At 73.5% G+C, this 22,908-nt stretch carries 17 protein-coding genes and 1 tRNA gene; 11 read left to right on the top strand and 7 right to left on the bottom strand.

The window, feature by feature from the left end; genetic code table 11:
- Window positions 1–111: 111 nt before the first annotated feature.
- The 8 genes from ACYVAP_RS02420 (at window position 112) to ACYVAP_RS02385 (ending at window position 11,290) form a co-directional block, all read left to right on the top strand.
- Window positions 112–831: a DUF4194 domain-containing protein gene (locus tag ACYVAP_RS02420; protein ID WP_498859364.1), complete on the top strand. Its 720-nt coding sequence runs from the start codon at window positions 112–114 to the stop codon at window positions 829–831.
- 203 nt (window positions 832–1,034) lie between these two features.
- Window positions 1,035–2,108, top strand: coding sequence for a TroA family protein (locus ACYVAP_RS02415; protein WP_498859363.1), 1,074 nt, complete (start codon window positions 1,035–1,037; stop codon window positions 2,106–2,108).
- Between the two features lie 3 nt (window positions 2,109–2,111).
- Window positions 2,112–3,110, top strand: coding sequence for a FecCD family ABC transporter permease (locus ACYVAP_RS02410; RefSeq protein WP_137769866.1), 999 nt, complete (start codon window positions 2,112–2,114; stop codon window positions 3,108–3,110).
- Window positions 3,107–4,126, top strand: a complete 1,020-nt coding sequence (locus tag ACYVAP_RS02405) for a FecCD family ABC transporter permease (RefSeq protein WP_264449650.1) — start codon at window positions 3,107–3,109, stop codon at window positions 4,124–4,126. Before ACYVAP_RS02410 ends, ACYVAP_RS02405 begins: the two co-directional genes overlap by 4 nt.
- A gap of 4 nt (window positions 4,127–4,130) precedes the next feature.
- Window positions 4,131–5,978 carry an SIP domain-containing protein gene (locus tag ACYVAP_RS02400; protein WP_343904318.1) on the top strand — a complete coding sequence of 616 codons (1,848 nt, stop codon included), beginning with the start codon at window positions 4,131–4,133 and terminating at the stop codon, window positions 5,976–5,978.
- Between the two features lie 43 nt (window positions 5,979–6,021).
- Complete coding sequence (locus tag ACYVAP_RS02395) at window positions 6,022–7,056, top strand: MDR/zinc-dependent alcohol dehydrogenase-like family protein (RefSeq protein WP_498859362.1); 1,035 nt, start codon at window positions 6,022–6,024, stop codon at window positions 7,054–7,056.
- 186 nt (window positions 7,057–7,242) lie between these two features.
- On the top strand, window positions 7,243–10,641 hold the full coding sequence (locus tag ACYVAP_RS02390) for an ATP-binding protein (protein ID WP_498859361.1): 3,399 nt from the start codon (window positions 7,243–7,245) through the stop codon (window positions 10,639–10,641).
- Between the two features lie 160 nt (window positions 10,642–10,801).
- A complete protein-coding gene (locus tag ACYVAP_RS02385) occupies window positions 10,802–11,290 on the top strand; it encodes a hypothetical protein (protein WP_498859360.1) in 489 nt (162 codons plus the stop codon).
- Here ACYVAP_RS02385 and ACYVAP_RS02380 read toward each other — a convergent pair.
- Window positions 11,265–12,722, bottom strand: a complete 1,458-nt coding sequence (locus tag ACYVAP_RS02380; protein WP_498859359.1) for a maltokinase N-terminal cap-like domain-containing protein — start codon at window positions 12,720–12,722, stop codon at window positions 11,265–11,267. The two genes, ACYVAP_RS02385 and ACYVAP_RS02380, sit on opposite strands and share 26 nt — an antisense overlap.
- A gap of 109 nt (window positions 12,723–12,831) precedes the next feature.
- Here ACYVAP_RS02380 and ACYVAP_RS02375 point away from each other — a divergent pair, with 109 nt between their 5' ends.
- A complete protein-coding gene (locus ACYVAP_RS02375) occupies window positions 12,832–14,811 on the top strand; it encodes an Ig-like domain-containing protein (RefSeq protein ID WP_498859358.1) in 1,980 nt (659 codons plus the stop codon).
- On the opposite strand, the gene ACYVAP_RS02370 is transcribed toward ACYVAP_RS02375, so the two are convergent.
- From ACYVAP_RS02370 to ACYVAP_RS02345, 6 genes are all read right to left on the bottom strand, one after another.
- Entirely contained in the window at window positions 14,812–15,414 is a 603-nt protein-coding gene (locus ACYVAP_RS02370) for a LytR C-terminal domain-containing protein (RefSeq protein WP_498859357.1), read from the bottom strand.
- Between the two features lie 22 nt (window positions 15,415–15,436).
- Window positions 15,437–16,846, bottom strand: coding sequence for a beta-N-acetylhexosaminidase (locus tag ACYVAP_RS02365; RefSeq protein WP_498859356.1), 1,410 nt, complete (start codon window positions 16,844–16,846; stop codon window positions 15,437–15,439).
- A 230-nt stretch (window positions 16,847–17,076) separates the two neighbouring features.
- Window positions 17,077–18,177: a C40 family peptidase gene (locus ACYVAP_RS02360; RefSeq protein ID WP_264449659.1), complete on the bottom strand. Its 1,101-nt coding sequence runs from the start codon at window positions 18,175–18,177 to the stop codon at window positions 17,077–17,079.
- Between the two features lie 506 nt (window positions 18,178–18,683).
- Window positions 18,684–18,760 (bottom strand) — tRNA-Pro (locus ACYVAP_RS02355).
- A 67-nt stretch (window positions 18,761–18,827) separates the two neighbouring features.
- Window positions 18,828–19,757, bottom strand: a complete 930-nt coding sequence (locus tag ACYVAP_RS02350; protein ID WP_264449660.1) for a metallophosphoesterase — start codon at window positions 19,755–19,757, stop codon at window positions 18,828–18,830.
- Window positions 19,757–22,165, bottom strand: a complete 2,409-nt coding sequence (locus ACYVAP_RS02345) for a penicillin-binding protein (RefSeq protein ID WP_498859355.1) — start codon at window positions 22,163–22,165, stop codon at window positions 19,757–19,759. The genes ACYVAP_RS02350 and ACYVAP_RS02345 overlap by 1 nt, the downstream gene beginning before the upstream one ends.
- A gap of 221 nt (window positions 22,166–22,386) precedes the next feature.
- Here ACYVAP_RS02345 and ACYVAP_RS02340 point away from each other — a divergent pair, with 221 nt between their 5' ends.
- The gene (locus ACYVAP_RS02340; protein WP_498859354.1) at window positions 22,387–22,689 is read left to right on the top strand and encodes a WhiB family transcriptional regulator; all 303 of its coding nucleotides are present in this window, start codon (window positions 22,387–22,389) and stop codon (window positions 22,687–22,689) included.
- A 41-nt stretch (window positions 22,690–22,730) separates the two neighbouring features.
- Window positions 22,731–22,907 carry a Sp36 family protein gene (gene sp36, locus ACYVAP_RS02335; protein WP_137769880.1) on the top strand — a complete coding sequence of 59 codons (177 nt, stop codon included), beginning with the start codon at window positions 22,731–22,733 and terminating at the stop codon, window positions 22,905–22,907.
- The last annotated feature ends 1 nt before the right edge of the window (window position 22,908 follow it).

The following is a 22,908-nucleotide window of genomic DNA, read 5'->3' as shown; positions in this document are numbered from 1 at the left end:
GGGATGCCCCCTGATTCCACCAGATCACGTGGCCCGGGTCACGCTTTCGACACAATCGGCTGCTCATCCGCCCGGCGTGTACCCCAATGCCCGCCGGTAGGGTAGGGCGCTGTGACGAGCACCGGATACCGCCCCGAGCCCGGCGAGCAGGATGACCTCGACCAGGCCGTCGACGCCCCCACCGCCCCCGGCGGCGCCCTCGTGGACGAGTCCCGCCGGGTGCTCGTGCACCTGCTGCAGGGCCCCTTCCTCGACGGCCGCCGCGACCCGAACCGCTACGGGCAGCTGCTGCGGGACCGCGCGGCGATCGAGCGCCGGCTCGCCGACCTCTTCCTCGAGCTCGTCGTGGACGACGACGCGCAGGTCGCCTTCGTCCGGCAGAGCGAGGACGACCCCGACGCCCCCAAGCTGCTGCGGCGGCTGACCGGCCTGAACCGCCTGGACTCCGTGCTGCTGCTCGTGCTGCGGCAGATGCTGCTCACCCAGTCCTCGCGCGGCCAGCGCACCGTCGTCTCCGAGGCGGAGATCCAGCAGGCCCTCGCCGCCTACCGTCGCACCACCTCGACGGACGAGGCCGGCTTCGCCAAGGAGGTGCGCGCCTCGATCGCGAAGGTCCAGCGCGCCGGCCTGCTCGACGAGCAGGGCACGGACTACGAGGTCTCCCCGGTGCTGCGGCTCATGATCGGACCGGACGTGGCGCGCGAGTTCATCGACCTCTACCGGCAGGCGGGCGTCGGCGGGCTCGACGACCCGGCCGACGCCGATGGCGCGGGGGAGGACGGCGACGGCGACGAGGACGCCTCCGCCCAGGAGACCCCCGCGGCGCCCTGATCGCCGGGGGCCGTCGCAGATCTCGCGGACGTGATCCGGGCCGCATTCCGCGTGGGGCCCGACGCTGTGACGGGCACCGATGCCCGGAACGGGTGCTGAGCACGGGATTCCTGAACGAACTCCAATTGAGCACATCAGACGTTGCGTAATAAGGTCAGCCTCACCTCATCCTCTTCCCGAGGGTGCCGAGAGAAGGACTGTCCATGTCGCGCTCGTTTCCGCGCCGCTCCGTCGTGCTCACCGCCCTCGCCGTGCCCGCGCTGACCGCGCTCGCCGCCTGCAGCGGCGGCTCGACGACCACCTCCGCCGACGGCGGCAGCTCCGCCTCCGACGGCGGCTCGGCCGCGACCGGCAGCTTCCCCGCGACCGTCGAGCACATCTACGGCACCACCGAGATCGCCGCGGAGCCCACCCGCATCGCGACCGTCTCCTGGGTCAACGGCGACACCCTCCTCGCCCTCGACATCGTCCCCGTCGGCATGCCGATCGTCGAGTGGGGCGCGAACGACAACAAGTCCACCGACTGGATCGACGCGAAGCTCGAGGAGCTCGGCGCCGCCTGGGGCAGCGACAAGGCCCCCACCACCTACTCCGAGGCCGACGGCGTCAACACCGACGAGATCGCCGCGCTCACCCCGGACCTCATCGTCGCCGCCTACTCCGGCCTCACGCAGGAGGAGTACGACACGCTGAGCAAGATCGCGCCGACCATCGGCCCGCTCGCCGCGGGCTACACCGCCTCCTGGAGCGACGTGCTCACCGCCGTCGGCACCGCCACCGGCCGCAGCGACCGGGCCAAGGAGCTCGGCGAGCAGGTCACCGCCGATCTCGCGAAGGTCGGGACCGACAACCCCGAGGTCGGCGAGTCCACCTTCATCGCCTCGAACCTCTCGCTGACGGACCACACGATCAGCATCTACTCGGGCGACGACACCCGCCCCCGCTTCTTCACCGCGCTCGGCATGACCCAGGCCGAGGTCGTCACCGAGAACACGAAGGACGCGAGCACCTTCTACTTCGACTGGTCCGCCGAGCGCGGCGACGAGCTCGTCTCCGACGTCATCTACACCTGGGCCTCCGCCGGGGACACCGTCGAGACCTTCCAGAAGGACTCCCTGTTCCAGCAGATCCCGGCCGTCGCGAGCGGCGCCCTTGTCCTCACCACGGACGACCACCAGACCCTCTCGATCTCCGCGGCGAGCGTGCTGAGCCTTCCGTGGGCGATCGAGAACGTCGTCCCCGCCGTCGTCGAGGCCGCGAAGACGGCGCAGGCCTGAGACGTGCCCTCTCGCACCACCGTGCTCGTGATCGCCGGGAGCGTCCTCGCCCTGGCGATCGCGTGCGCGCTCTCCCTCATGGTGGGGGCGCGGACGGTCCCCCCGGGCACGGCGTGGCAGGCCCTCGTGGCCTACGACCCGACGCTCGCGGACCACGCGGTGGTGCACAGCCGGCTGCAGCGGACCCTCGCGGGCCTCGCCGTCGGCATCGCCCTCGCCCTCGCCGGCGCGGGCCTCCAGGGCATGACCCGCAACCCGCTCGCCGATCCCGGCATCCTGGGGCTGAACAGCGGCGCCGCCGCCGCGGTCGCCCTCGGGGTGTACCTGCTGGGCCTCGGCTCCGTCACCCAGTTCATGGTCGCCGGCTTCCTCGGCGCCGCGGTCGCCGCGGTGATCGTCTACGCGATCGCCTCCGCCTCCCGCTCCGGCGCCACCCCCGTCACCCTCGCGATCGCGGGGGCCGCCGTCACCGCGGGGCTCGGCTCCGTCGTGAACGGCCTCGTCATCCTCGACCAGGGCGCCCTGGACCGGATGCGCGCCTGGCAGGTGGGCACCCTCGGAGCCCGCGACCTCGGCGACCTCGCCCGGGTGGCACCGTTCCTCGTCGCCGGCGTGCTCGTGGTGCTCGGATCCGCGCGCGCCCTCAACGCCCTCGCCCTCGGGGACGACGCCGCGACCGGGCTCGGCGTCCACGTGGGCCGGGTGCGGACCGTCCTCGGCATCGGGATCGTCCTGCTCGTCGGCTCCGCCGTGTCCCTCGCGGGCCCCGTCGGCTTCCTGGGCCTCGTCGTCCCGCACGCCGTGCGCCTCCTCGCCGGCTCCGACCACCGCCGCCTGCTGCCGATCTCGCTGATCGTGGGGCCCGCGGTGCTGCTCCTGGCCGACGTCGCCGGCCGCGTCGTCGCTCCGCCCGCGGAGGTGCAGGTGGGCGTCATGACCGCGCTGCTGGGCGTGCCCGTCTTCCTCGTCCTGCTGCGCACCCGGAAGCGGGTGGCCCTGTGAGCGCCCGCCGCCGCCTCCTCGTCCCTCTCGCCCTCGCGCTGGTCGTCGCGGGCCTCGTCGTCGTGCGCGTCCTCGTCGGCACGCCGATGGTCTACGCGGACCTCGCCGTGCGCGCCGTGCTCGGCGAGCAGATCCCCGGGGTCTCCTTCATCGTCATGGACGACCGCCTGCCCGCCGCCGTCGTCGGGGTCCTCGGCGGCGCCGCCCTCGGGCTCTCCGGCACCGTCTTCCAGACGATGCTGCGCAACCCCCTCGCGAGCCCCGACGTCATCGGCGTGACCCTCGGCTCCTCCGCCGCGGCGGTCGCCGGGATGGCGCTCGTCGACGCCCAGGGCCTCGCCCTGTTCTGGTGGACCCTGCTCGGCGGGCTCCTCACCGCGCTCCTCGTCCTCTGGGTCGCGCAGGCGCACCGCCGCGGCGGGCACGGCGCCGGGGGAGCGGGAGCGGTCGACGACCGCTTCGTGCTCGTCGGCATCGGCGTGGCCGCCGCCCTCCTCGCGCTCGTGCAGTACCTGCTCAGCCGCATGGAGACGAAGAAGGCGGGCGACACCATGCACTGGCTGGTCGGCTCGCTCTCCGGGGCCACCTGGCCGCGGGTCGCGGTGCTCGCCGGAGCGCTCGTCGTCCTGGTCCCCGTGCTCGCGGCGCTCGTGGGCCGCCTGCGGATCCTCCAGCTGGGCGACGACACCGCCGCGAGCCTGGGCCTGCCCGTCCCCGCCACACGCATCGCGCTCGTGCTCGTGGGCGTGCTGCTGAGCTCCTTCACCGTCGCGGTCGCCGGCCCGCTGGCCTTCGTCGCCTTCCTCGCCGGGCCCATCGCGCGGCTCCTCGCCGGGCGTCCCAGCTTCGTCCTCGCCGCGCTGCTCGGCGCGGTGCTCGTGCTCGCGGCCGACGTCGCGGGCCAGAACCTCTTCGGCCGCGTCGAGATGCCGGCCGGCGTCATCACCGGAGCGCTCGGGGCGCCGTTCCTGCTGTGGATGCTCATGCGCTCCTCGACCACCGGCCGCGGAAGGTGATCCCATGGCCCAGCTGACCGCCTCCCACCTGCGACTCGCCTACGACCGCCGCGTCGTCGTCGAGGACCTCGACCTCGCCCTGCCCGAGGGGAGGGTGACGATGATCGTCGGCGCGAACGGCTCGGGGAAGTCCACGCTGCTGCGCGGGCTCTCCCGGCTGCTCCCACCGCAGAAGGGACAGGTGCTGCTCGACGGGCAGGACGTCCACGCCCTGCGCGGCAAGGACCTCGCCCGCCGCCTGGGCCTGCTGCCGCAGTCGCCGATCGCCCCTGACGGCGTGACCGTGCGCGAGCTCGTCACGCGCGGCCGCTACCCCCACCAGGGGCTGTTCCCCCAGTGGACCGACGAGGACGAGCAGGCCGTCGCCGAGGCGCTCACCCTCACCCGCACCGAGGAGCTCTCCGACCGCCTGCTCGACGAGCTCTCCGGCGGGCAGCGCCAGCGGGCCTGGATCGCCATGGCCCTCGCCCAGCGCACCGACGTGCTGCTGCTCGACGAGCCCACCACCTACCTCGACGTCACCCACCAGCTCGAGGTGCTCGACGTGGTCCGCGAGCTCAACCACCGCCGCGGCACGACCGTCGGCATCGTGCTCCACGACCTCCAGCTCGCCGCCCGCTACGCCGACCACCTCGTGGCCGTGCGCCAGGGCGCCATCCACTCCCAGGGCAGCCCCGCCGAGGTCATCACGGCGGAGACCGTCCGCGAGGTCTTCGCCCTCAACGCCCTCATCTCACCCGACCCCGTCACGGGCACCCCGATGGTGCTGCCGCTGACCCGAGAGACGCCCCCCGACTCCCAGGAGGACAGCATGACCGCGACCGAGAGCCCCGCCCGATCCGACGCCGCCGTGCGTGTCCCCGCCCTCGAGGCCAGCCCCCAGCTCGCCTTCTCGCTCACCGTCGCCGCCCGGCGGATGGTCGGCGCGAACCTCGTGCGCCTCACCTTCACGAGCCCCGACCTGCGCCACCTCGGCGTGGGCGGGCCGCTGCTGGACGTGCGCGTGAAGCTCATCGTCCCGGCGCCCGGGAGCACCACGGACCACTTCGCGGCGCTGCGGCCGACGGCGGTCTCCGATCCCTCCGCCTTCGACGGCTGGTACCGCGACTGGCTGCAGGTGGACCCCGCCGAGCGCGGCTGGATGCGCACCTACTCGGTGCGGGCGCTGCGCGGCGCGGGCCACCCCGGGAACGTGGGCCCCGACCCGGAGCTCGACATCGACATGGTCCTTCACCTCGAGGAGCCCGTCGTCGAGGGGACCGGCGTCGCCGCCCGCTGGGCCGCGTCCGCCCAGGTGGGCGACGAGATCACGCTGCTGGGCCCGAACACCCACCTGGTGGGCCCCGACTACGGCGGCATCGAGTTCCGCCCCGGCACGGCGCGCCGCCTCCTGCTCGCGGGGGACGAGACGGCGCTGCCGGCGATCTGCGCGGTCATCGAGTCGCTCCCGGAGTCGTTCACCGGTCACGCCCTGATCGAGGTGCCCGACGCGGCCGACGAGCAGCGCGTGCCCACCCGATCCGGCGTCGAGATCACGTGGCTCGCCCGCGGCGACGCCCCGCACGGCACCGTGCTGGACCCGGCCGTGCGGGCCCTCATCGAGGAGCGGCCCGAGCTCTGCCGGGACTGCACCGTGGGCGTGCCCTCGACCACGGGGGAGTTCGAGGAGGTCGACGTCGACGAGGCGATCCTCTGGGAGACCACCGAGGGCCAGGGACCGTTCTACGCCTGGCTCGCGGGGGAGGCGAAGGTCATCACGACCCTGCGCCGCCACCTCGTCAAGGAGATCGGCGTGGACCGCAAGCAGGTCTCCTTCATGGGCTACTGGCGCCAGGGCCGCGCCGAGGGCTGAACCCGTCGGTCGCGGCGGCACGGGGACGCGCGAGACTGGTCCCATGAGAGCCGTCGTCATCGAGCAGTTCGGGGTGCTCCCCGCCGTCCGCGAGGTCCCCGCGCCCGCCGCCCCCGCCGGGGCGGTGGTGCTCGACGTGGAGGCGACGGGCCTGTGCCGCTCCGACCACCACGCCTTCACGGGGCATGACGGAGACGTCACGCTCCCGCACGTGCCCGGCCACGAGCTCGTGGGCCGGGTCGCGGCGCTCGGCGAGGGCGTCCGGCGGGTGCAGGTCGGCGACCGCGTCACGACGCCCTTCGTCGAGGGCTGCGGCCGCTGCCGCTGGTGCCGCGAGGGCGCCTCCCAGGTGTGCCCCGACCAGACCCAGCCCGGCTTCACGCACGACGGCTCCTGGGCGGAGCAGGTCGTCATCCGCGCCGCGGACCACAACCTCGTGCCGGTCCCCAAGGATCTGCCCGCGGAGGCCGTCGTCACCCTCGGCTGCCGCTTCGCGACGGCCTACCGGGGACTCACCGCCCGCGCCGGCCTGCGCGCGGGAGAGGGCGTCGCGGTGATCGGCTGCGGCGGCGTGGGGCTCTCCGCGGTGATGATCGCAGCCGCGCTCGGGGCGCGACCGATCGCGGTGGACGTCGACCCGGGAGCGCTCGCGCTCGCCCGCGACCACGGCGCCGAGGTGCTCGTGGACACCTCGGGCCTCGACGCCGCGCAGGCCGCGGCGGCGATCGTCGAGGCCGCGGGGGAGCGTCCCACCGTGACCGTCGAGGCCCTGGGCCGGGAGCAGACCACCGACGCGGCCCTGTTCGCCCTCGCCCCGCTCGGCCGGCACGTGCAGATCGGCCTGTACGCGGCGCCGCCGCGGCTCGCGATGCCGCGGGTGATCGGGCAGGAGCTGACGGTGCTCGGCAGCCACGGCATGGCCGCCGCCGACTACCCGGGCCTGCTCGAGCTCGTGGTCTCCGGGGCGCTGCGCCCGCAGGATCTCGTCACGCGCACCCTCGATCTCGAGCAGGCGGGGGAGGCGCTGCTCGAGCTCGGTGAGCGCACGCGGCCCGGGATGACGATCATCCGGCCGTGACCGGCGGGCGGCGTTCCAGCGCCGCGCGCAGGCTCTCCTCGAACGGGGTGCGGGTCTCGCCGAGCTCCTCGCGAGCGGGCAGCAGCGCGCGGTCGACGCCGCGGGCGCGGGAGCAGAGCGAGCCGGCGAGGACCGCGCGGTCCCTCGGCCTGCCCGGGGCCTGATCCGGACCGGTACCCTTCCAGGGTGACTTCCGCGACCGACACCGCCCAGGACGGGCTCGACCTCCCGGGCGTGCCCGAGGGTGCGAGCGCCCCGGACGAGGGCCCCACCGATCCCCAGCACCCGCACCCGGGCCAGTGGCGACTGACGCACCTGCAGGTCTCGAACTGGGGCACCTTCCACGGCACCCACGACCTCGCGATCTCGCCCAAGGGCTTCTTCCTCACCGGCGGGCCGGGTACGGGCAAGTCCACGCTCCTGGACGCGATCAGCGCCCTGCTCACGCCTCCGCGCACGCTGCAGTTCAACGCCGCCGCCTCCGATGCCGGCCCGGCGCGCTCGAAGTACCGCCGCACCGTCGCGAGCTACGTGCGCGGCGCCTGGGCGATGCACTACGACCAGGCCACCGGTGAGTTCAGCCAGGAGGTGCTGCGCGACCGCAGCACCCTGTCCGTGGTCACCCTGCGCTTCTCCGACGGCCGCGGCGGGACCGTGCAGCTCTCCCGCCTGCTGCTGCTCCACGCCGGTCACAGCGCGGACAGCGACGTCAAGAGCCTCTACGTCATCGCGCGGCAGCCGCTCGACGTCGCGGACCTGCGCCCCTTCGTCTCCACCCAGATCGAGGGCAAGGCGCTCGCCGCGGCGTTCCCCGGCACCGAGACCTACCGACAGTTCCGTGAGTACCGCGCCGCCTTCTGCCAGCTCCTCGGGATCCCCGACGAGAAGGCGCTCGGCCTGCTGCACAAGATCCAGTCCGCGAAGGAGCTCGGCGACGTCAACGCGCTGCTGCGCGACTACATGCTCGACGAGCCCCGCACCTTCGACCTCGCGGACCAGGCGCTCGCCAACTTCCACAACCTCTCCGAGGTCCACGAGGCCCTCGTGACCGCCCGCGAGCAGCGGGACCTGCTGCGCGGCCTGCGGGAGAACCACACCTCGTGGACCGAGATGCGCCGCCGCGGCGGGGAGCTCGTGGACCGTCGGGCGGACATCGACGTGTTCGCCGCCCAGCACCTCGTGCGCCTGCTCTCCGGCGAGGAGGAGCGGCTCCAGCTGGACCGCGACCGCCTCACCGCGCAGCAGCGCCGGCTCACCCAGGACGTCGCCGAGGCGCGCGGGGACCTGTCCCAGCTCAAGGAGCAGCGCAAGCGGGCCGGCGGCGGCGAGATCGACGACTGGAAGCAGCAGATCGCCGGCCTCGAGGTCGAGCGGGAGCGGCGCCGCGAGCGGGCCACCGAGTTCTCCGCCCAGCTCGCGACCGTCGAGCTGCGCTCCCCGGCCGGTGAGGACACCTTCCTCGCCCTCCAGCGGGAGGTGCAGGCGCTGCGCGCCTCCCTCGAGGAGGAGGAGCGCGGGGCCGACGCCGCGCGCTGGGAGGCGGAGGCCGCGGTGCGCGAGCTCGGCACCCAGCTCCAGCGCACCCGGGAGGAGCTCGCCTCGCTGAGCTCCCGCGCCTCGAACCTGCACTCCGAGGACGTGGCCCTGCGCGACGCGATCGCGCAGGAGGTCGGGGTCGCCCCCACCGAGCTGCCCTTCGCGGCGGAGCTGCTGCAGGTCAAGGCCGGGGAGGAGGAGTGGACGGCCGCCGCTGAGCAGGCGCTGCGCGGCCTCGCCCGCTCGATCCTCGTGCCGGACCGCGTCTACCGGCAGGTCGCGGCCGTCATCGACCGCACGAGGCTGCGTCGTCGCATCTCCTACAACCGCATCAACACCGACCTCCGTCGGCCCTCCCGTGGGATCGACGAGCGCTCCCTCGCCGCGAAGCTCGACGTCAAGGACGGCGAGTTCCACGCCTGGCTGAGCGGGGAGATCGCCTCCCGCATGGACTACACGTGCGCGGAGAACCTCGAGGAGTTCACCCGGCTGGGCCGCGCGGTGCTGCGCTCGGGCCAGATCAAGCACTCCGCCTCCCGCCACGAGAAGAGCGCGGACCGCCAGATCAACGACCGCTCGCAGTGGGTGCTCGGCTTCGACAACCGTGCCAAGCGCTCGGTCTTCGAGGCGGAGCGCACGCGCGCCGAGCAGGCCCTGTTCGAGGCGCAGGCACGCCGGAAGGACGTCGAGACGGAGGCCGGGCGCCGCCGCGAGCGGCTCTACGCCCTGCAGGCGATCAGCACCGTCTCCTGGGACGACATCGACGCCGCCTCCGTGGCCCGGCGCGTGGCGAACCTGCGGGACATGGTCCGCGCGGCGGAGGACGGCTCCGCGGCGCTCACCGAGCTGGCGCGCCAGATCGACGAGGTCGAGGCGAGCATTGCCGAGAGCGACGAGGAGCTGCTCGAGGTGGTCCGCACCGCCGGCCGCCTCGGCGAGCAGGCCGAGCGCGCCGCGGAGCGCCTCGCCGAGGCCCGCGAGCGCCTCGAGGGAGCGACCCTCGCCCCCGAGGTCGAGGAGGAGCTCTCCGAGCGCTTCGCCGCGATCGCGCCGACGATCGTCCTGTCCACGATCGACCAGGTCACCAAGGACGCCTCCGCGACGCTCGACGCGGAGCTCATGGACCTCACCCGGCGCACCTCGCGCGCGGAGGAGGACATGCGCACCGCTATGCGCGAGTTCGTGCGGCGCTGGCCCGCGCAGGCCGGGGACACGGTCGCGACCCTCGAGGGGGTCGACGACTTCCTCGCGATCCTGCAGCGGATCGAGGAGGAGAAGCTGCCCGAGGTCGAGGACCGCTTCTTCGAGTTCTTCACCGGGAACACGCTCGGGGACGTGCAGGCGCTCGCGACCGCGATCGCGCGCGAGCCCGCGGAGATCCGCAAGCGGCTGCAGCGCATCAACGCCCTGCTCTCGCAGGTGGAGTTCCACTCCGGTCGCTTCCTGCAGCTGTCGATGCGGCCCGTGCACCTCGCCGCGCTCGACGAGTTCCGCGCGGCGCTCGAGGACGCGGTCACGGGCTCCACGCTCAACGACATGAGCCGCGACCGTGACCTCGCTGAGGAGCGCTTCCTCTCGCTGCGCCACCTCATGGACCTCATCGGCGCCGCCCGCACGCGGGACGACCAGGTCTCCCGTGCGATCCTCGACGTGCGCCGCCACGTCCACTTCCACGCCGAGGAGGTCGACGCCGAGGGGACCGTGGTGCACGCGCACGAGTCCGGCGGTCCGCTCTCCGGCGGCCAGAACGAGCGCCTGACGACCTTCTGCCTCGCCGCGGCGCTGCGCTACCAGCTGGCCGGCACCGGCCAGGAGGTCCCGCGCTACGCCCCGATCATCATCGACGAGGCCTTCTCGAAGGGCGCCGGCAAGTTCATCACCGCGGCGATGGAGTCCTTCCGCCACTTCGGCTTCCAGGTGCTGCTCGCGAACCCGGGCAAGAACCCGCAGGCCCTCGCGCCGTTCATCGGCGGCGTCGGCGTGGTCTCGATCCGGCAGGACCGCTACTCGCAGGTGGCGCCCGTCGAGTTCGTGCCGGTCCCCGGGTGAGGCCGGGCGCTCGGGCGCCATGGGGAGAACTCCCCATGGCCCGCCCCGGCCGCCGTCGATACCCTGACCGCTTCCCCCTGCCCGGCGCCGCGCCGGGAGGGGGCCGCGGCGCAGCGCCTCCCGGCGCCGGCCAGGAACGGATCACGAACGGAGTCGCCGCATGACGACCGCGCCGAGCACCGTCGGGACCCCTGCGCAGGCCGCGGTGCACGACCGGGTGCGGGAGCTGCTCACGGCGGCGGGCCGCGCGCTGCTCGCCGAGCAGCCGTCGCTCCAGGGCTTCGAGGACGCCCGCCCCGAGCGGGACCGTCCCTCGGGGGAGAGCGCCGAGGGAGCCCCGACCCTCGTGCACGTGAGCGCGCTGCTCGCCGCCCGCCGCGCCCCGGATCCGTCCCCGGCGGCGGCCGACGCGCTCGTCCGCGCGGTGGACGTCGTCGCCCGTCGGCGCCGCTCCGCCCCGGGCGCGTCCCGCACCCGCCACGGGATCCGCCACGTCGTGTGGGAGCTCGAGGACGGGGACCGGCTCGAGCTCGTGCTCGGCGTGCGGGCCGCGCTGCGCGTCATCAGCGCGCCCTTCCTGCCCTCCCCCGAGGAGGCGGCGCCGACGAGCCCGGCGGCGGTGCTCAGCCCTTGCGCACCGTCCCGCTGATCCTGCTCAGGGCCGCGAGCGGGATGTCGATCCAGTCCGGTCGGTTCCGGGACTCGTAGAGCGCCTCGTAGACGGCCTTGTCCGCCTCGAAGGCGGCGAGCAGCACGCGGGTCGCCGGGTCCTGCGGGGGGATGCCGGCGCCGGTGAGGTAGCCGTCGAGGAAGGCCTCCCGCGCCGCGTGCGCCCAGCCGGAGGCGTCGGTGCCGTGCTCGCGGGCCGTGACCGCGGCGGCGTAGTCGAGGCTGCGGAGCATCCCGGCGACGTCCCGCAGCGGGCAGTCCTCCCGGAGGCGCTCGGCGAGCGGGCGCAGCGGCTCGCCCTCGAAGTCCAGCAGCACCCAGCCGTGCCCGGGCGCGGCGAGCACCTGCCCGAGGTGCAGGTCGCCGTGGATCCGTTGCATCGCGGGCCAGGGGACCTCCGCCGCGCGGTGCAGCAGGGTCCCGAGCGCCTCGACGTGCGCGGCGACGGTCGGCACGGAGGAGGCGACGTCGGTGAGGCGGCCGCGCATCTGCGCGAGCATCCGCCGTGCCTCCGTGTCCCCCGTCGGCACGGTGCCCAGCGCGAGGGCGAGGTCCGCGTGGACGCGGGCGAGCACCGTGCCGAGCTCGCGGAGGGCGGCCTCGTCGAGCCGGCCGGCGGCGGCCTCGCGCAGCATCGTGCGCCAGGCGTCCTCGACGCCCGGCAGGAACTCCTGCGCCACGAGGGCGTGGGTGCGCCGCTCCCCGAAGGAGATCTGTGCGGAGCCGAGCACTGCCGGCACGTGCGGGCTGCCGGCGGAGGTCAGCGCGGACTGCAGGATCACGTCGGGGTTCTCGCCGTCGCCCAGGAGGCGGAACACCTTGAGGATCACCGGGGTGCGGCCGGTCTGCTCGTGGATGAGGGAGGTGTTGGACTGCTCGCCGCTGAGCACCCGGGAGGAGGCGCCGGGCCCGGCCGGCGGTGCCGCCTGCGCGGACCCCACCATCGGCGCGGGGTCCGCGAGCAGCCGCAGCCCGGGCCCCAGCGCCCCCGAGCCCTCGGCGAGCACGGCGAGCACGGCGTCCCGGCCGGCCGGGAGCGCGAGCGCGTCGGCGACGGCGACCTCCTCGGTCCTCGTCACGAGGGCGTCCTCGTCCGCCTCGGCGTCCGGGGCGAGCAGGGCGAGGGGCACCTGGTAGCGGGCCCGGCCCCCGCGGCCGTCGTCCACGGCGAGCACGGTCCACAGCACGGCGAGGTCGGCCCGCACGCGCAGCCCTGCCCAGGCCTCGACCTCGACGTCGAGGGTCTGGGGAGCGGGGCCGGCGGGGCGGTGCGCGAACCAGCGCCGCGTGGGCAGCCAGGCCCCGAGCGGGTCGCGGAGCTCATCGAGCAGCGTCTCCGGGGCGGGCAGCGAGGTGAGGTCGAGGCGTCCGCGAGCGGCATCGGTGGCGGAGGCGGCGGCCGAGGCGTCCATGCGGCCCATGCTAGGGCGGCGACCGGCCCGCGGGGTGCGAACCCCGCACACCGGCCGGTGCGCGCACGCCGTCCGGCCTCGGCCCGGGCGCCCTTGCTACCCTGGCCCGGTGCTCGATCCGATGCCGTGCTCCCGGTCGTCCGCCCGGCCGCGCGGCGACCGGCGCGGCCCCCTGGTGCGCGTCGCCGCGACCGCGGGCGCGACGCTGCTGCTGGGCCTCTCCGGGATCCTCCCGGCCTCCGCGCTCGGCGAGGACGGCACCTTCCCCCTCCCGCTCGAGTCCTCGAGCATCTCCGTGCTGCCGGACGCCGTCACCTCGGTCCCGCTCGACGCGCTGATCGACGACGCGCAGCAGGACCAGCTCGACGAGTCCACCGCACGCCTGGTGGTGCCGCCCTCCCTCGGCGAGACCGACGCCGCGGCGATGGCGGTCTCCGAGGACGGTCGCACGCTCACCATCTCGGGGGAGGGGACCTGGTCGCTGCTCGGCACGACCCTCGTGTTCACCCCGGACGACGGCGTCACGGCCCCCACCCTGCCCGTCGCGATCACCGTCGGCAGCATCCACGGCACCCGCTCGGAGCCCGCGGAGCTGAGCCCGACGGTGCTCGACGTCGCCTCCGTCGCGAAGCACTCCGCCGCGGGCGTCGACGTGCCGGTGGAGCTCGGCCTGACGGTGCCCTCGGGCGGCGGGGTCCGGATGACGCTCGACGGGCTGACCGCCCGGTCGAGCCTCTCCTCCGACGGCAGCCGCCTCGTCATCCCCGAGCAGGGCGGCTGGCAGCTCTCCGCGGACGGCTCACGGGTCACGTACTCCCCGGGCTCCACCCGGCTCGGCTACCAGCCCACCCCGGTGCGCTTCGTGGCCCTCGACGCCGAGGGCGCGCCGGTCGGGGCGACGGAGGTCGAGCTGACCGTCCCGATCATCTCGGACCTCAACTGGTCGGCCCCCTACGGCCAGGAGATCCGCTACTCGGTCTCCGAGGGGCAGCAGTACGTGGACCTCTCGACCCTGCGGCTCGAGCCGCCCGAGGGCGGGGAGGGTGTCGAGCTGTCCCAGGACGGCACCCGCGCGGTGGTGCCCGGCCAGGGGGTCTGGACGCTCGACCGCAGCGCGGGGGCGGTGCGCTTCACCCCGGAGAGCGCGGACGTCCACGTCACCGTCCCGATGACGGTCACGGGCACCGACGACCAGGGCAACGACGCGTCCCCCGGGGTGCTCTCCACGGCCTACCCGATCCTCCAGGACCGCTCCCAGGCGGCGACGCCGGGCAGCCCCGTCGTCTTCGACCTCTCCTCGGGGACCCGCGACCTCAGCGCGGACTCCCTCCACCTGGACGAGGCGGCGCTGCCGGACGGCGCGACGCTCTCCGCGGACGGTCTGACGGCGCAGCTGCCGGGGGTGGGGACCTGGACCCTGGACCTCGACGCGCTGACCCTCACCTTCGAGGCGTCGGAGGAGAGGACCGGGGTGGAGAGCGCGGTGACGGTCGCCGGCACGGGCATCTACGCCGACAACACGGCGACCGGGCTGTTCACGGCGCGGATCGTGGATGCGGTGCCGGTGCTCCGCGACGACGCCGAGCGGACCGGCACGGGCACCCCGCGCACGATCGACGTGCTCGCCAACGACACGGCCGGGACCGCGGCGGCCCCGCTCGTCGCCTCGAGCGTGCGGCTGCGCTCGCTCGACGCGACGAACCTGCAGGACCTCGACCAGTTCACGGGCAAGCGCCTCGTGATCCCGGGGGAGGCCACGTACACGGTCTCGGCCAACGGCTCGATCACCGTCACCCCGGTCCCGGGGTTCACGGGGGCGACGGAGGCGATCGAGTACACGGTCGAGGACGAGGACGGCGTGCCCGCGAGCGCGACCCTCTCGATCGAGGTGGATCCGGGCGGCGCGGTGGTCGACGGCGCCCGCACCGAGCCGAGCGGGATCAACTCGCTGCTGGTGGGTCTCCTGCCGAGCTCGCAGAGCACCTCGGTGGTGTTCGGGACGATCGTGCTGCTGCTGGTCTTCGGCGGCGGGGTGTCCCTCGCGATCGGCCTGCGCATGGAGCGGGACCGCCGCGACTGGGAGGACTGATCAGCCGCAGCCCTCGGGGGTCGCGACCGGCGTCCCGAGCGCCTTCTCCGCGGCGCCGCTGCCGGCGAGGTCGGAGAAGCCGTCGCCCAGCAGCAGGTCCACGCTCGCGTCGTCCCGACCGTCGAGCGTGAGCTCCGCAGCGCCGACCTGCGCGAGGACCGACTGCGCGGCGAGATAGCCGGAGGGCCCGTAGACGATCACGGCGGCGCCGGAGGCCTGCGAGGTGTTGCCGACCTTCCCCGCGGTGTAGCCGCGATCGGCGAGGGACTCGGAGACGCGGCCCGCGAGGCCGCTCCGCCCGGTGCCGTTGAGGACGTTCACGGTGACGTCCTCCGGCGCGGCGGGCACCGCCCCCGCCTCGGGGCAGGTCACCTCCGGCTCGGCCCTGCCGAAGGTCTTCGTGGCGATGACGCCCGGGGCGGGGTTCGGCGTCCGCAGCTGTCCGATCGCGTACGCACCCACCCCGAGCAGCAGGACGGCGGCGACGGAGAAGACCGCGATCTGGGTGATGCGGAACCGCCGGGTGCGGCGGGCGCGCAGGTCGCGGCGTCGGACGTCGTCGGCCGAGCGGCCGTAGGGGTGGGTGCGGTGCGGATCGGACATGGTGGCCTCGCGGGGTCCCGGGTCAGTCCAGCGGGCGGTACCGGATGCCGAAGGCGTCCAGCCGCGGGAGGTGGGCGCGCAGCCGCTCCTCGAACTCGTCCCAGCTCTGCTCGGGGGAGCCCCAGGCGCGCTCGGCGAGGGCGCACACGCGCGGGAACGCCATGTACTGGACCTGCTCCGCGTCCGGGAGGTACTCGGACCACAGCTGGCCCTGGATGCCGAGGACGAGGCGCTCCTGCTCCTCGGTGATCTTCTTGGGCAGGAGGCGGCCGGTGTAGACGTCCTTGACCGTGGTGAGGCCGCCGATCGCGAGCGGCTCCTCCTCCGGATCGGCCTGGTAGTGGTCGAAGTAGAGCAGGTCCGAGGTGGCCACGATGGTCTGGAAGCCTCGCGAGACGGCCTCGGTGACGCCGGCCGGGCTGCGCCAGTTCATGATGACGGTGTCGTCGGGCAGGTGCGTCTCGAGCACCTCGTCCCAGGCGAGGACCCGCTTGCCGCTCTCGGCGAGGACCTCGGAGGCGAACTGCGTGAAGCGCCCCTGGATCTCGGAGACCCGGGTGAGCCCCCACTCGTTCATGCGGCTGCGGGCCGCGCTCGAGCGCTCCCACTCCCCGCGCGGGACCTCGTCGCCGCCGATGTGCACGTAGGGGGCGGGGAAGATCTCCGCGACCTGCGTGAGCACGTCGCGGACGAAGTCGAAGGCCTCGTCGGAGACGCCGAGCACGTGGTCCGAGATCCCCCAGACCTGGCGCACTTCGAGCTCGCGGTCGGGGACGTTGCCCAGCTGCGGGTAGGCGGCGATCGCGGCCTGCATGTGGCCGGGCAGGTCCACCTCGGGGACGATCATGACGCCGCGGCGACGGGCGTACTCGACGAGCCCGCGCAGCTCCTCCTGGGTGTAGGAGCCCTCGTGGACGGTCTCGTCGAACTCGAGGCCCTCGGCCATCTCGCCGTGGCGGCCGACGACGGTGCGGGTGCGGCGCGCGCCGATCTCCGTCAGGCGCGGGTAGCCCTTGATCTCGATGCGCCAGCCCTGGTCGTCGGTGAGGTGCAGGTGCAGGACGTTGAGGCGGTGCAGCGCGAGGGCGTCGATCATGGTCTCGACCTCCTCGACCGGCAGGAAGTGCCGGGAGACGTCGAGGTGGAGCCCGCGCCAGGCGTACTTCGGGGAGTCGGCGATGGTCACGCAGGGGATCGAGCCGCCCGCGCCGGTGACGATCTGCGCGAAGGTGTTGCGGCCGTCCGCGAGGGCCGCCTCGCTGCCCGCGGTGAGGCTCGCGCCCGAGGGGGAGATCGACAGCGTGTACTCGGTGCGGGGGAGCTCCTCGGACAGCCCCACGGAGAGGCCGTCCCAGGGATCGGTGGTCTCCCAGGTGCCCGCGCTCCAGATGACCGAGCGCGGGAGCGGGACGAGGGCGATGGGATCCGGCATGGACATGTCTCCTGAGACGGCGTCGTTCCTGGCGAGAGGCTTCAGTCTGCCACGTCGCGCGCATGGTCGTGACGACGGCCACACGGGTGCGCCCCGGGCATGGCGGAGCCCCGGTCGGCGGACCGACCGGGGCTCCGGTCACGGCGTCCTGCTCCTTCCCGGTGACGCGTGCGCGTCGAGCAGGCCGTCGTGGTCCCGAGCGGGCTCGGGAGTCTCGTAGGGCCTCCGCGTCAGCGGTAGGTCACGAAGACGTGGGGGGCGCTCCAGATCGAGCGCTCCATGACCCGCTGGCGCGAGCCCGAGGCGTCGATGATGGTGCCGTTGCCGGCGTAGATGCCGATGTGCCCGTAGTCGTTGCCGGTGAAGGCGACGAGGTCGCCGACCTTCGCCTCGGACTGCGAGATGATCCGGCCGCCGAAGGTGTACCCCTTGGCGGTCTTGCGCGACAGGTCGATGCCGGCCTGGTTGTACGCGTGGTAGACGAGGCCGGAGCAGTCGAAGCCGGTGGAGGGGCTGGAGCCGCCCCACTTGTAGCCCACGCCGATCTGCGCGCGGGCGGCGGAGACGATGGCCTGGCCGTCGAAGCTCGAGCCGACCTCGTCACGGCTCGTGCCGCGATCCGAGCCCGTGGAGCCGATGCGGACCCCGCGGTCCAGGGCGGACCAGGTCTTCGGGCCCACGACGGTGTCGACGCGGATCCCGGCGGCGGACTGCAGCGAGCGGACCGCGGAGGCGGTGCCCCTGCCGAAGACGCCGTCGACCTTGAGGTTCGCGCCGGCCTCGTTGAGCGAGGACTGGAGGGTGCGCACGGCCGATCCGCGCGAGCCCTGGCGCAGCAGGGACGAGGAGGAGCCGGACGAGCTCGAGGAGGAGGCGCCCTTCTTCTCGGACCCGTTGAGGGCGGCCCAGGTCTGGGGGCCCACGACGCCGTCCACCGCGATGCCCGCGGAGGACTGGGCGCTCTTGACCGCGCGGAGGGTCCTCGAGCCGAAGACGCCGTCGGCGGAGATGCCGGCGCCCTGGTCGTTGAGGCTCCGCTGGAGGCTCTTCACGGCGTCGCCGCGGGCCCCGAGGCGGAGCTTCACGGAGGAGTAGGACGAGCTGGTGGCCGGAGCGGCGACCGGGGCGGTCACGGCGCTGCGGACGGTGCTCGCGGCCGGTGCCGGGGCGGCCTGGGCGGAGGGTGCGGACTGGAGGGCCCCGGTCGCGGTGACGGCGCCGAGGACGGCGACGCCTCCCACGCCCTTGCCCACCGGGACCGCGAGTCCTCGGTAGTCGATGACGGCACGGCCGGTCGCCCGGTGCGTGCCTCGTGATGCGGTGCGGAACATGTCCGTCGAGCTCCTTCTCCGTCGCCGCACAGGCTTCACCGGCACGGGGGAGCTGCCGGCCTGCGCCCGTCACCCAGGGAAGCGGAGGAAGCGTCCTGGGCGGTGACGGGAAGGCGGCACCCGGGACGGGTGCCCGGTGGAGGCGGCACCGCCACCCACCGTAGGTGGCGTTCTCAGGGTTCCCCCAGGGAGTTTGCGTCGCACGCGACCTTATTTGACGAAGCTTTTACTCGATTTCTCGAACTACCACCGTGTCGTTCAGTCGAAACGGGCATCGTCGTGTTAATTACACGGGTGTCATTCGCTCGCGGTGAGAGGGGCGTGCTCGGGATGTGGAGAAGCTGCGGTCGCGAGCTGGGAGCGGGCTGACGGCGCTCGCCGCCGGCATCGGGGCCGACGGGGCCGACAGGGTGGGCGGGGCCGGCAGGGTGGGCGGGGCCGGCAGGGTTCCGGGCAACAGGAAGGCCCGGGGCCCGCATCCTCGTGGATGCAGGCCCCGGGCCCGGTGGTCGGGGTGACAGGATTTGAACCTGCGACCTCCTCGTCCCGAACGAGGCGCGCTACCAAGCTGCGCCACACCCCGGTGCGGATCCTCGCCTCAGCGAGTCACCGATCAGGAACATTACCAGTGCTCCGGGCGTGCGCGGGACTCAGTCGGGCCGTCGGGCCCGCAACGTGAGCAACGTCGCCTCCGGTGGTGTGAACAGACGGTAGTTCGAATAGGGGCTCGCCCCCATCCCGGCGCTCACCGTGAGCGGGACGCCCTTCCAGGTGGAGAGGCCGCGGGCCTGCTCCCGAGGGATGTCGCAGTTGGTCACGAGGGCGCCGTAGCCCGGCAGCCGCAGCTGCCCGCCATGGGTGTGGCCCGCGAGGACCAGCTCCGCGCCGTCGGCCACGAAGGCGTCGAGCACACGGCGGTAGGGCGCATGCGCGACGCCGAGCCGCAGCACGTTCCCGTGCTCCGGGGCGGGGGGCTCCACGGCGGCGGGATCGGGGAAGCGGTCGCGCTCGAGATGGGGGTCGTCGACCCCGGCGAGCCGCACCTCGAGCCCGCCGAGCTCGATCGTGGCCCGGGTGTTGGTGAGATCCTTCCAGCCGAACTCCCCGAGCCGCCGCGCGAGCTCCTGCGTGGGCAGGTCGCCGTCCGTGCGCTCGGTGAGGCCCGCGGGGCGGGCATCGGGGAGGAAGTAGCGCAGCGGGTTCTTGCGCACGGGCGCGAACATGTCGTTCGAGCCCATGACGAAGGCGCCCGGCCGGCGCAGGAGCGGCTCGATCGCCTCGGCGAGCACGGGGACGGCCGCCGCGGAGGCGATGTTGTCCCCGGTGTCGATGACCAGGTGCGGCCGGTAGGTCGCGAGGTGGCGCAGGAAGTCGAGCTTGCGCGACTGGTCCGGCACGAGGTGGATGTCGCTGATGTGCAGCAGGCGGATCGTGCGGGCGCCGGGCGGCAGGATGCGCAGCTCCTGCTCGCGCACGGTGTACCTGTGGATCTCGACGTGGCGCGCCCACACGTGGGCGGCTGCCGCCGTGGCCGCCGCGGCACCGGCGGTGCCCAGGGCGGCCAGGGGGAGGGCGCGCATCAGCCCTTCCCGCTGGACTGGCGGATGGTGACCGTGCTGCCGGGGGCGAGCTTCGTGCCGGGCGCGGGATCCGTCCCGATGACGTACCACTGGCCCACCGTCGCCGAGGGCTCCCGGACGACCTTCGTCGTGTAGCCGGCGGCCTGGAGCGTGGACTGCGCCGCGCTGAGGTAGTTCCCGGAGACGTCCGGCACCGTGCCGGTCTCGGCGGGCTTGCCCGCGGCCGTGTTCGGCGCCGCTCCCGAGGGGGCGGCGGGGAACGCCTCGTTGGGCAGACCCTCGGAGGCCTTCGTCATGTACTCCTGCCAGGTGGGCAGCGAGACCGTGTTGCCCCAGACCTTGCCGCTCTGGAGGACCTCGCCGTCCACCGAGAAGCCGGCGGGGCGCACGTTGGCGTTGGGGTGGCCGAACCACACGGCGGTGGACATCTGGCGGGTGAAGCCGACGTACCAGGTGTGGAACTGCGAGCCGGAGGTGCCGGTCTTGCCGCCGGCGTCGTGGCCCGGGATGACCTTGCCCTTGCCGGTCGCGCGGGGATCGGTGAGGTCCTGCTCGAGGGTCCAGGCGATCTCGTCCGCGACGGACTTGTCCATGACCTGGTCGCACTTGGAGCCCGTGGTCTCCATCGTGTCGCCGTTGCGGTCCACGACCTCGTTGATGCCGGTGGGCTTGCAGTAGGTGCCCTCCGCGGCGAAGGTCGCGTAGGCGGAGGCCATGTCGAGGGCGGAGATGCGCAGCTCGCCGAGGACCACCACGGAGGGGGCCAGCTCGGTGCCGTACATCTCGTCGATCGGCATGTCCCAGGTGGTCTGGTCGTACGGGTTGTAGGTCGCGGGGATCGCGCCGAGGTCGCGCGCGGTGTCCGCGATGTCGCACAGGTCGAGCTGTCGCGCCATGTTCGCGTAGGCGGTGTTCACGGAGAACTTCGTCGCGTTGAGGACCGTCTCCATGGAGGAGAGCGGGACGGAGACGGCGTTGTCCGGGTTGTAGCCGGCGGTCTCGTACCAGCGGCCGCGGTTCAGGCACTTCGCGGGGAAGGTCTTCATGACCTCGCGCTTGGTGCCCACGGTGTCGTAGATCGACTTCCCGCTCTCGAGCCACTGGGCGAGCACGAAGGGCTTGAAGGTCGAGCCGACGGGGAAGCCGCTGCCTCCGCCGAGGGACTTCGGGACGTTGTAGTTGATCGCGGTCTCGCCGGCGCCGGCGTCGGCGTACGGGTTGAACGTGCGGTTCTCCGCCATCGTGAGGATCTTGCCGGTGCCGGGCTCGACCGTGACGATCGAGTGGCCGAAGCCGCTCGCGGAGTCCGCGGGGACCTTCCGGTTGAGGATCTCCTCGGCGTCCTTCTGGAGCTTCGGGTCCAGCGTCGTCTTGATGGTGAGGCCGCCGCCGTAGAGCAGCTTCCGCCGCTCCGCGGCCGTCGGCGCGAAGGACTGGTCGTTCAGGAGGGTGCGGGTGACGTAGTCGCAGAAGAACCCGCTGCCGTCGGCGGAGGCGCAGCCGGCGCGCACCGTCTTGATCTTCAGCATGTCCTCGACGGGCTGCTTCGTGTACTTGTCGTAGTCCGCCTGGTCGATGTAGCCCTGGTCGAGCATCGTCCACAGCACCTCGTTGCGGCGCTTCTGGCCGGCCTCGGGGTGCTTCACCGGGTCGTACTGGTTGGGGCCGTTCGTGATGCCCGCGAGCAGCGCCGCCTCACCGGGGTTGAGGTCCTTCGCGCTCTTGGAGAAGTAGTGCTGGGCGCCCGTCTCCACGCCGTACTGGGAGGGGCCGAACTGGGCGACGTTGAGGTAGCCGTTGAGGATCTCGTCCTTGCTCCACTTCTTCTCGAGCGAGATCGCGAGCTTCGCCTCGCGCAGCTTGCGGCCGTAGGTCTGCTCGGTCGCCGCGTCGATGTCCTCCTGGTCGCCGCGCTGGACGGCATCCATGAGCAGGGCGTTCTTCACGTACTGCTGGGTGAGGGTCGAGCCGCCCTGGGTCGAGCCGCCGCCCGCGTTGCTCGCGAGGGCGCGCGCCATGCCCTTGGGGTCGATGCCGCCGTGCTCGTAGAACCGCTTGTCCTCGATCGCGATCACCGCGTGCTGGATGTTCGGGGAGATCTCCTCGAGCGGGACCATGATGCGGTTCTCGGTGTAGAAGGTCGCCAGCAGCGAGCCGTCCGAGGCCTCGATCCGGCTCGCCTCGTTCAGCGGCTCGACCTCGAGCTCGCTCGGGTACGAGTCGAACAGCGTCACGCCGTCCTCGGCGACGGCCGAGGAGGCGGAGACCGCCGGGAGGAAGAACGCCGCCAGCAGGACCCCACCGAGGAGCGCCACGGCCACGAGGCCGAGGAGCAGGTAGAGGGTCTGGGCCAGGGCGACGGGGAGCGAGCGGGCTCCCTCGGGGCGCGAGGACGTGGAACGGGCCATGCTCCCTACAGTACGGCGGGCCCGTTCCCAGGTTCCATCTGCCATGCCCGCCTGGACGGAATCTTCACGAAGGCTCCCTGTCCCCGGGGAGCGGGAGCGGCGCCCGAGGTCGTGCCCGACGGACCGATCGAACGGGGCCCGCTTTTGCGCTGTGGCATGGGTCTCCCTAGAGTGAGGGGGAAGCCGACGGATCGACGGAGATCCATGAAGGGGGAGGATCGATGACGATCGGGGCCACCGGGGTCGGGGACGACCAGAGCTGGGCCGCACGCGGGGCGTGCGCGGGGATGGACCCCGACGAGTTCTTCGTCCAGGGGACGGAGCAGAACCAGATCAAGACCGCGTGCGGGCGCTGTCCCGTGCGCACGCAGTGCCTCGCCGACGCGCTCGACAACCGCATCGACTTCGGTGTGTGGGGCGGCATGACCGAGCGCGAGCGCCGCCGCCTGCTGCGCCGGCACCCCGAGGTCAGCAGCTGGACCGCGCTGCTGCAGCGGGCCACCAGGGAGGCGGTTGGCAGCTGAGCCGCCCGCCGCGCAGGGCGCGGCGCCGGTAGGCTCGCCCCATGAGCGCACCGACCCGCTGGGAGTACCTGACCGTCCCGCTGCTGATCCACGCGACCAAGCAGATCCTCGACAACTACGGCGAGGAGGGATGGGAGCTCGTGCAGGTCGTGCCCGGCCCCAATCCCGAGTCGCTCGTCGCCTACATGAAGCGGCCCCTCGACACGGCCGGGGCCTGAG

The organism is Brachybacterium horti, assembly GCF_054777615.1.
The sequence above is the reverse complement of the archived record's forward strand: the minus strand, read 5'-3'. Positions and strand labels throughout refer to the sequence as shown.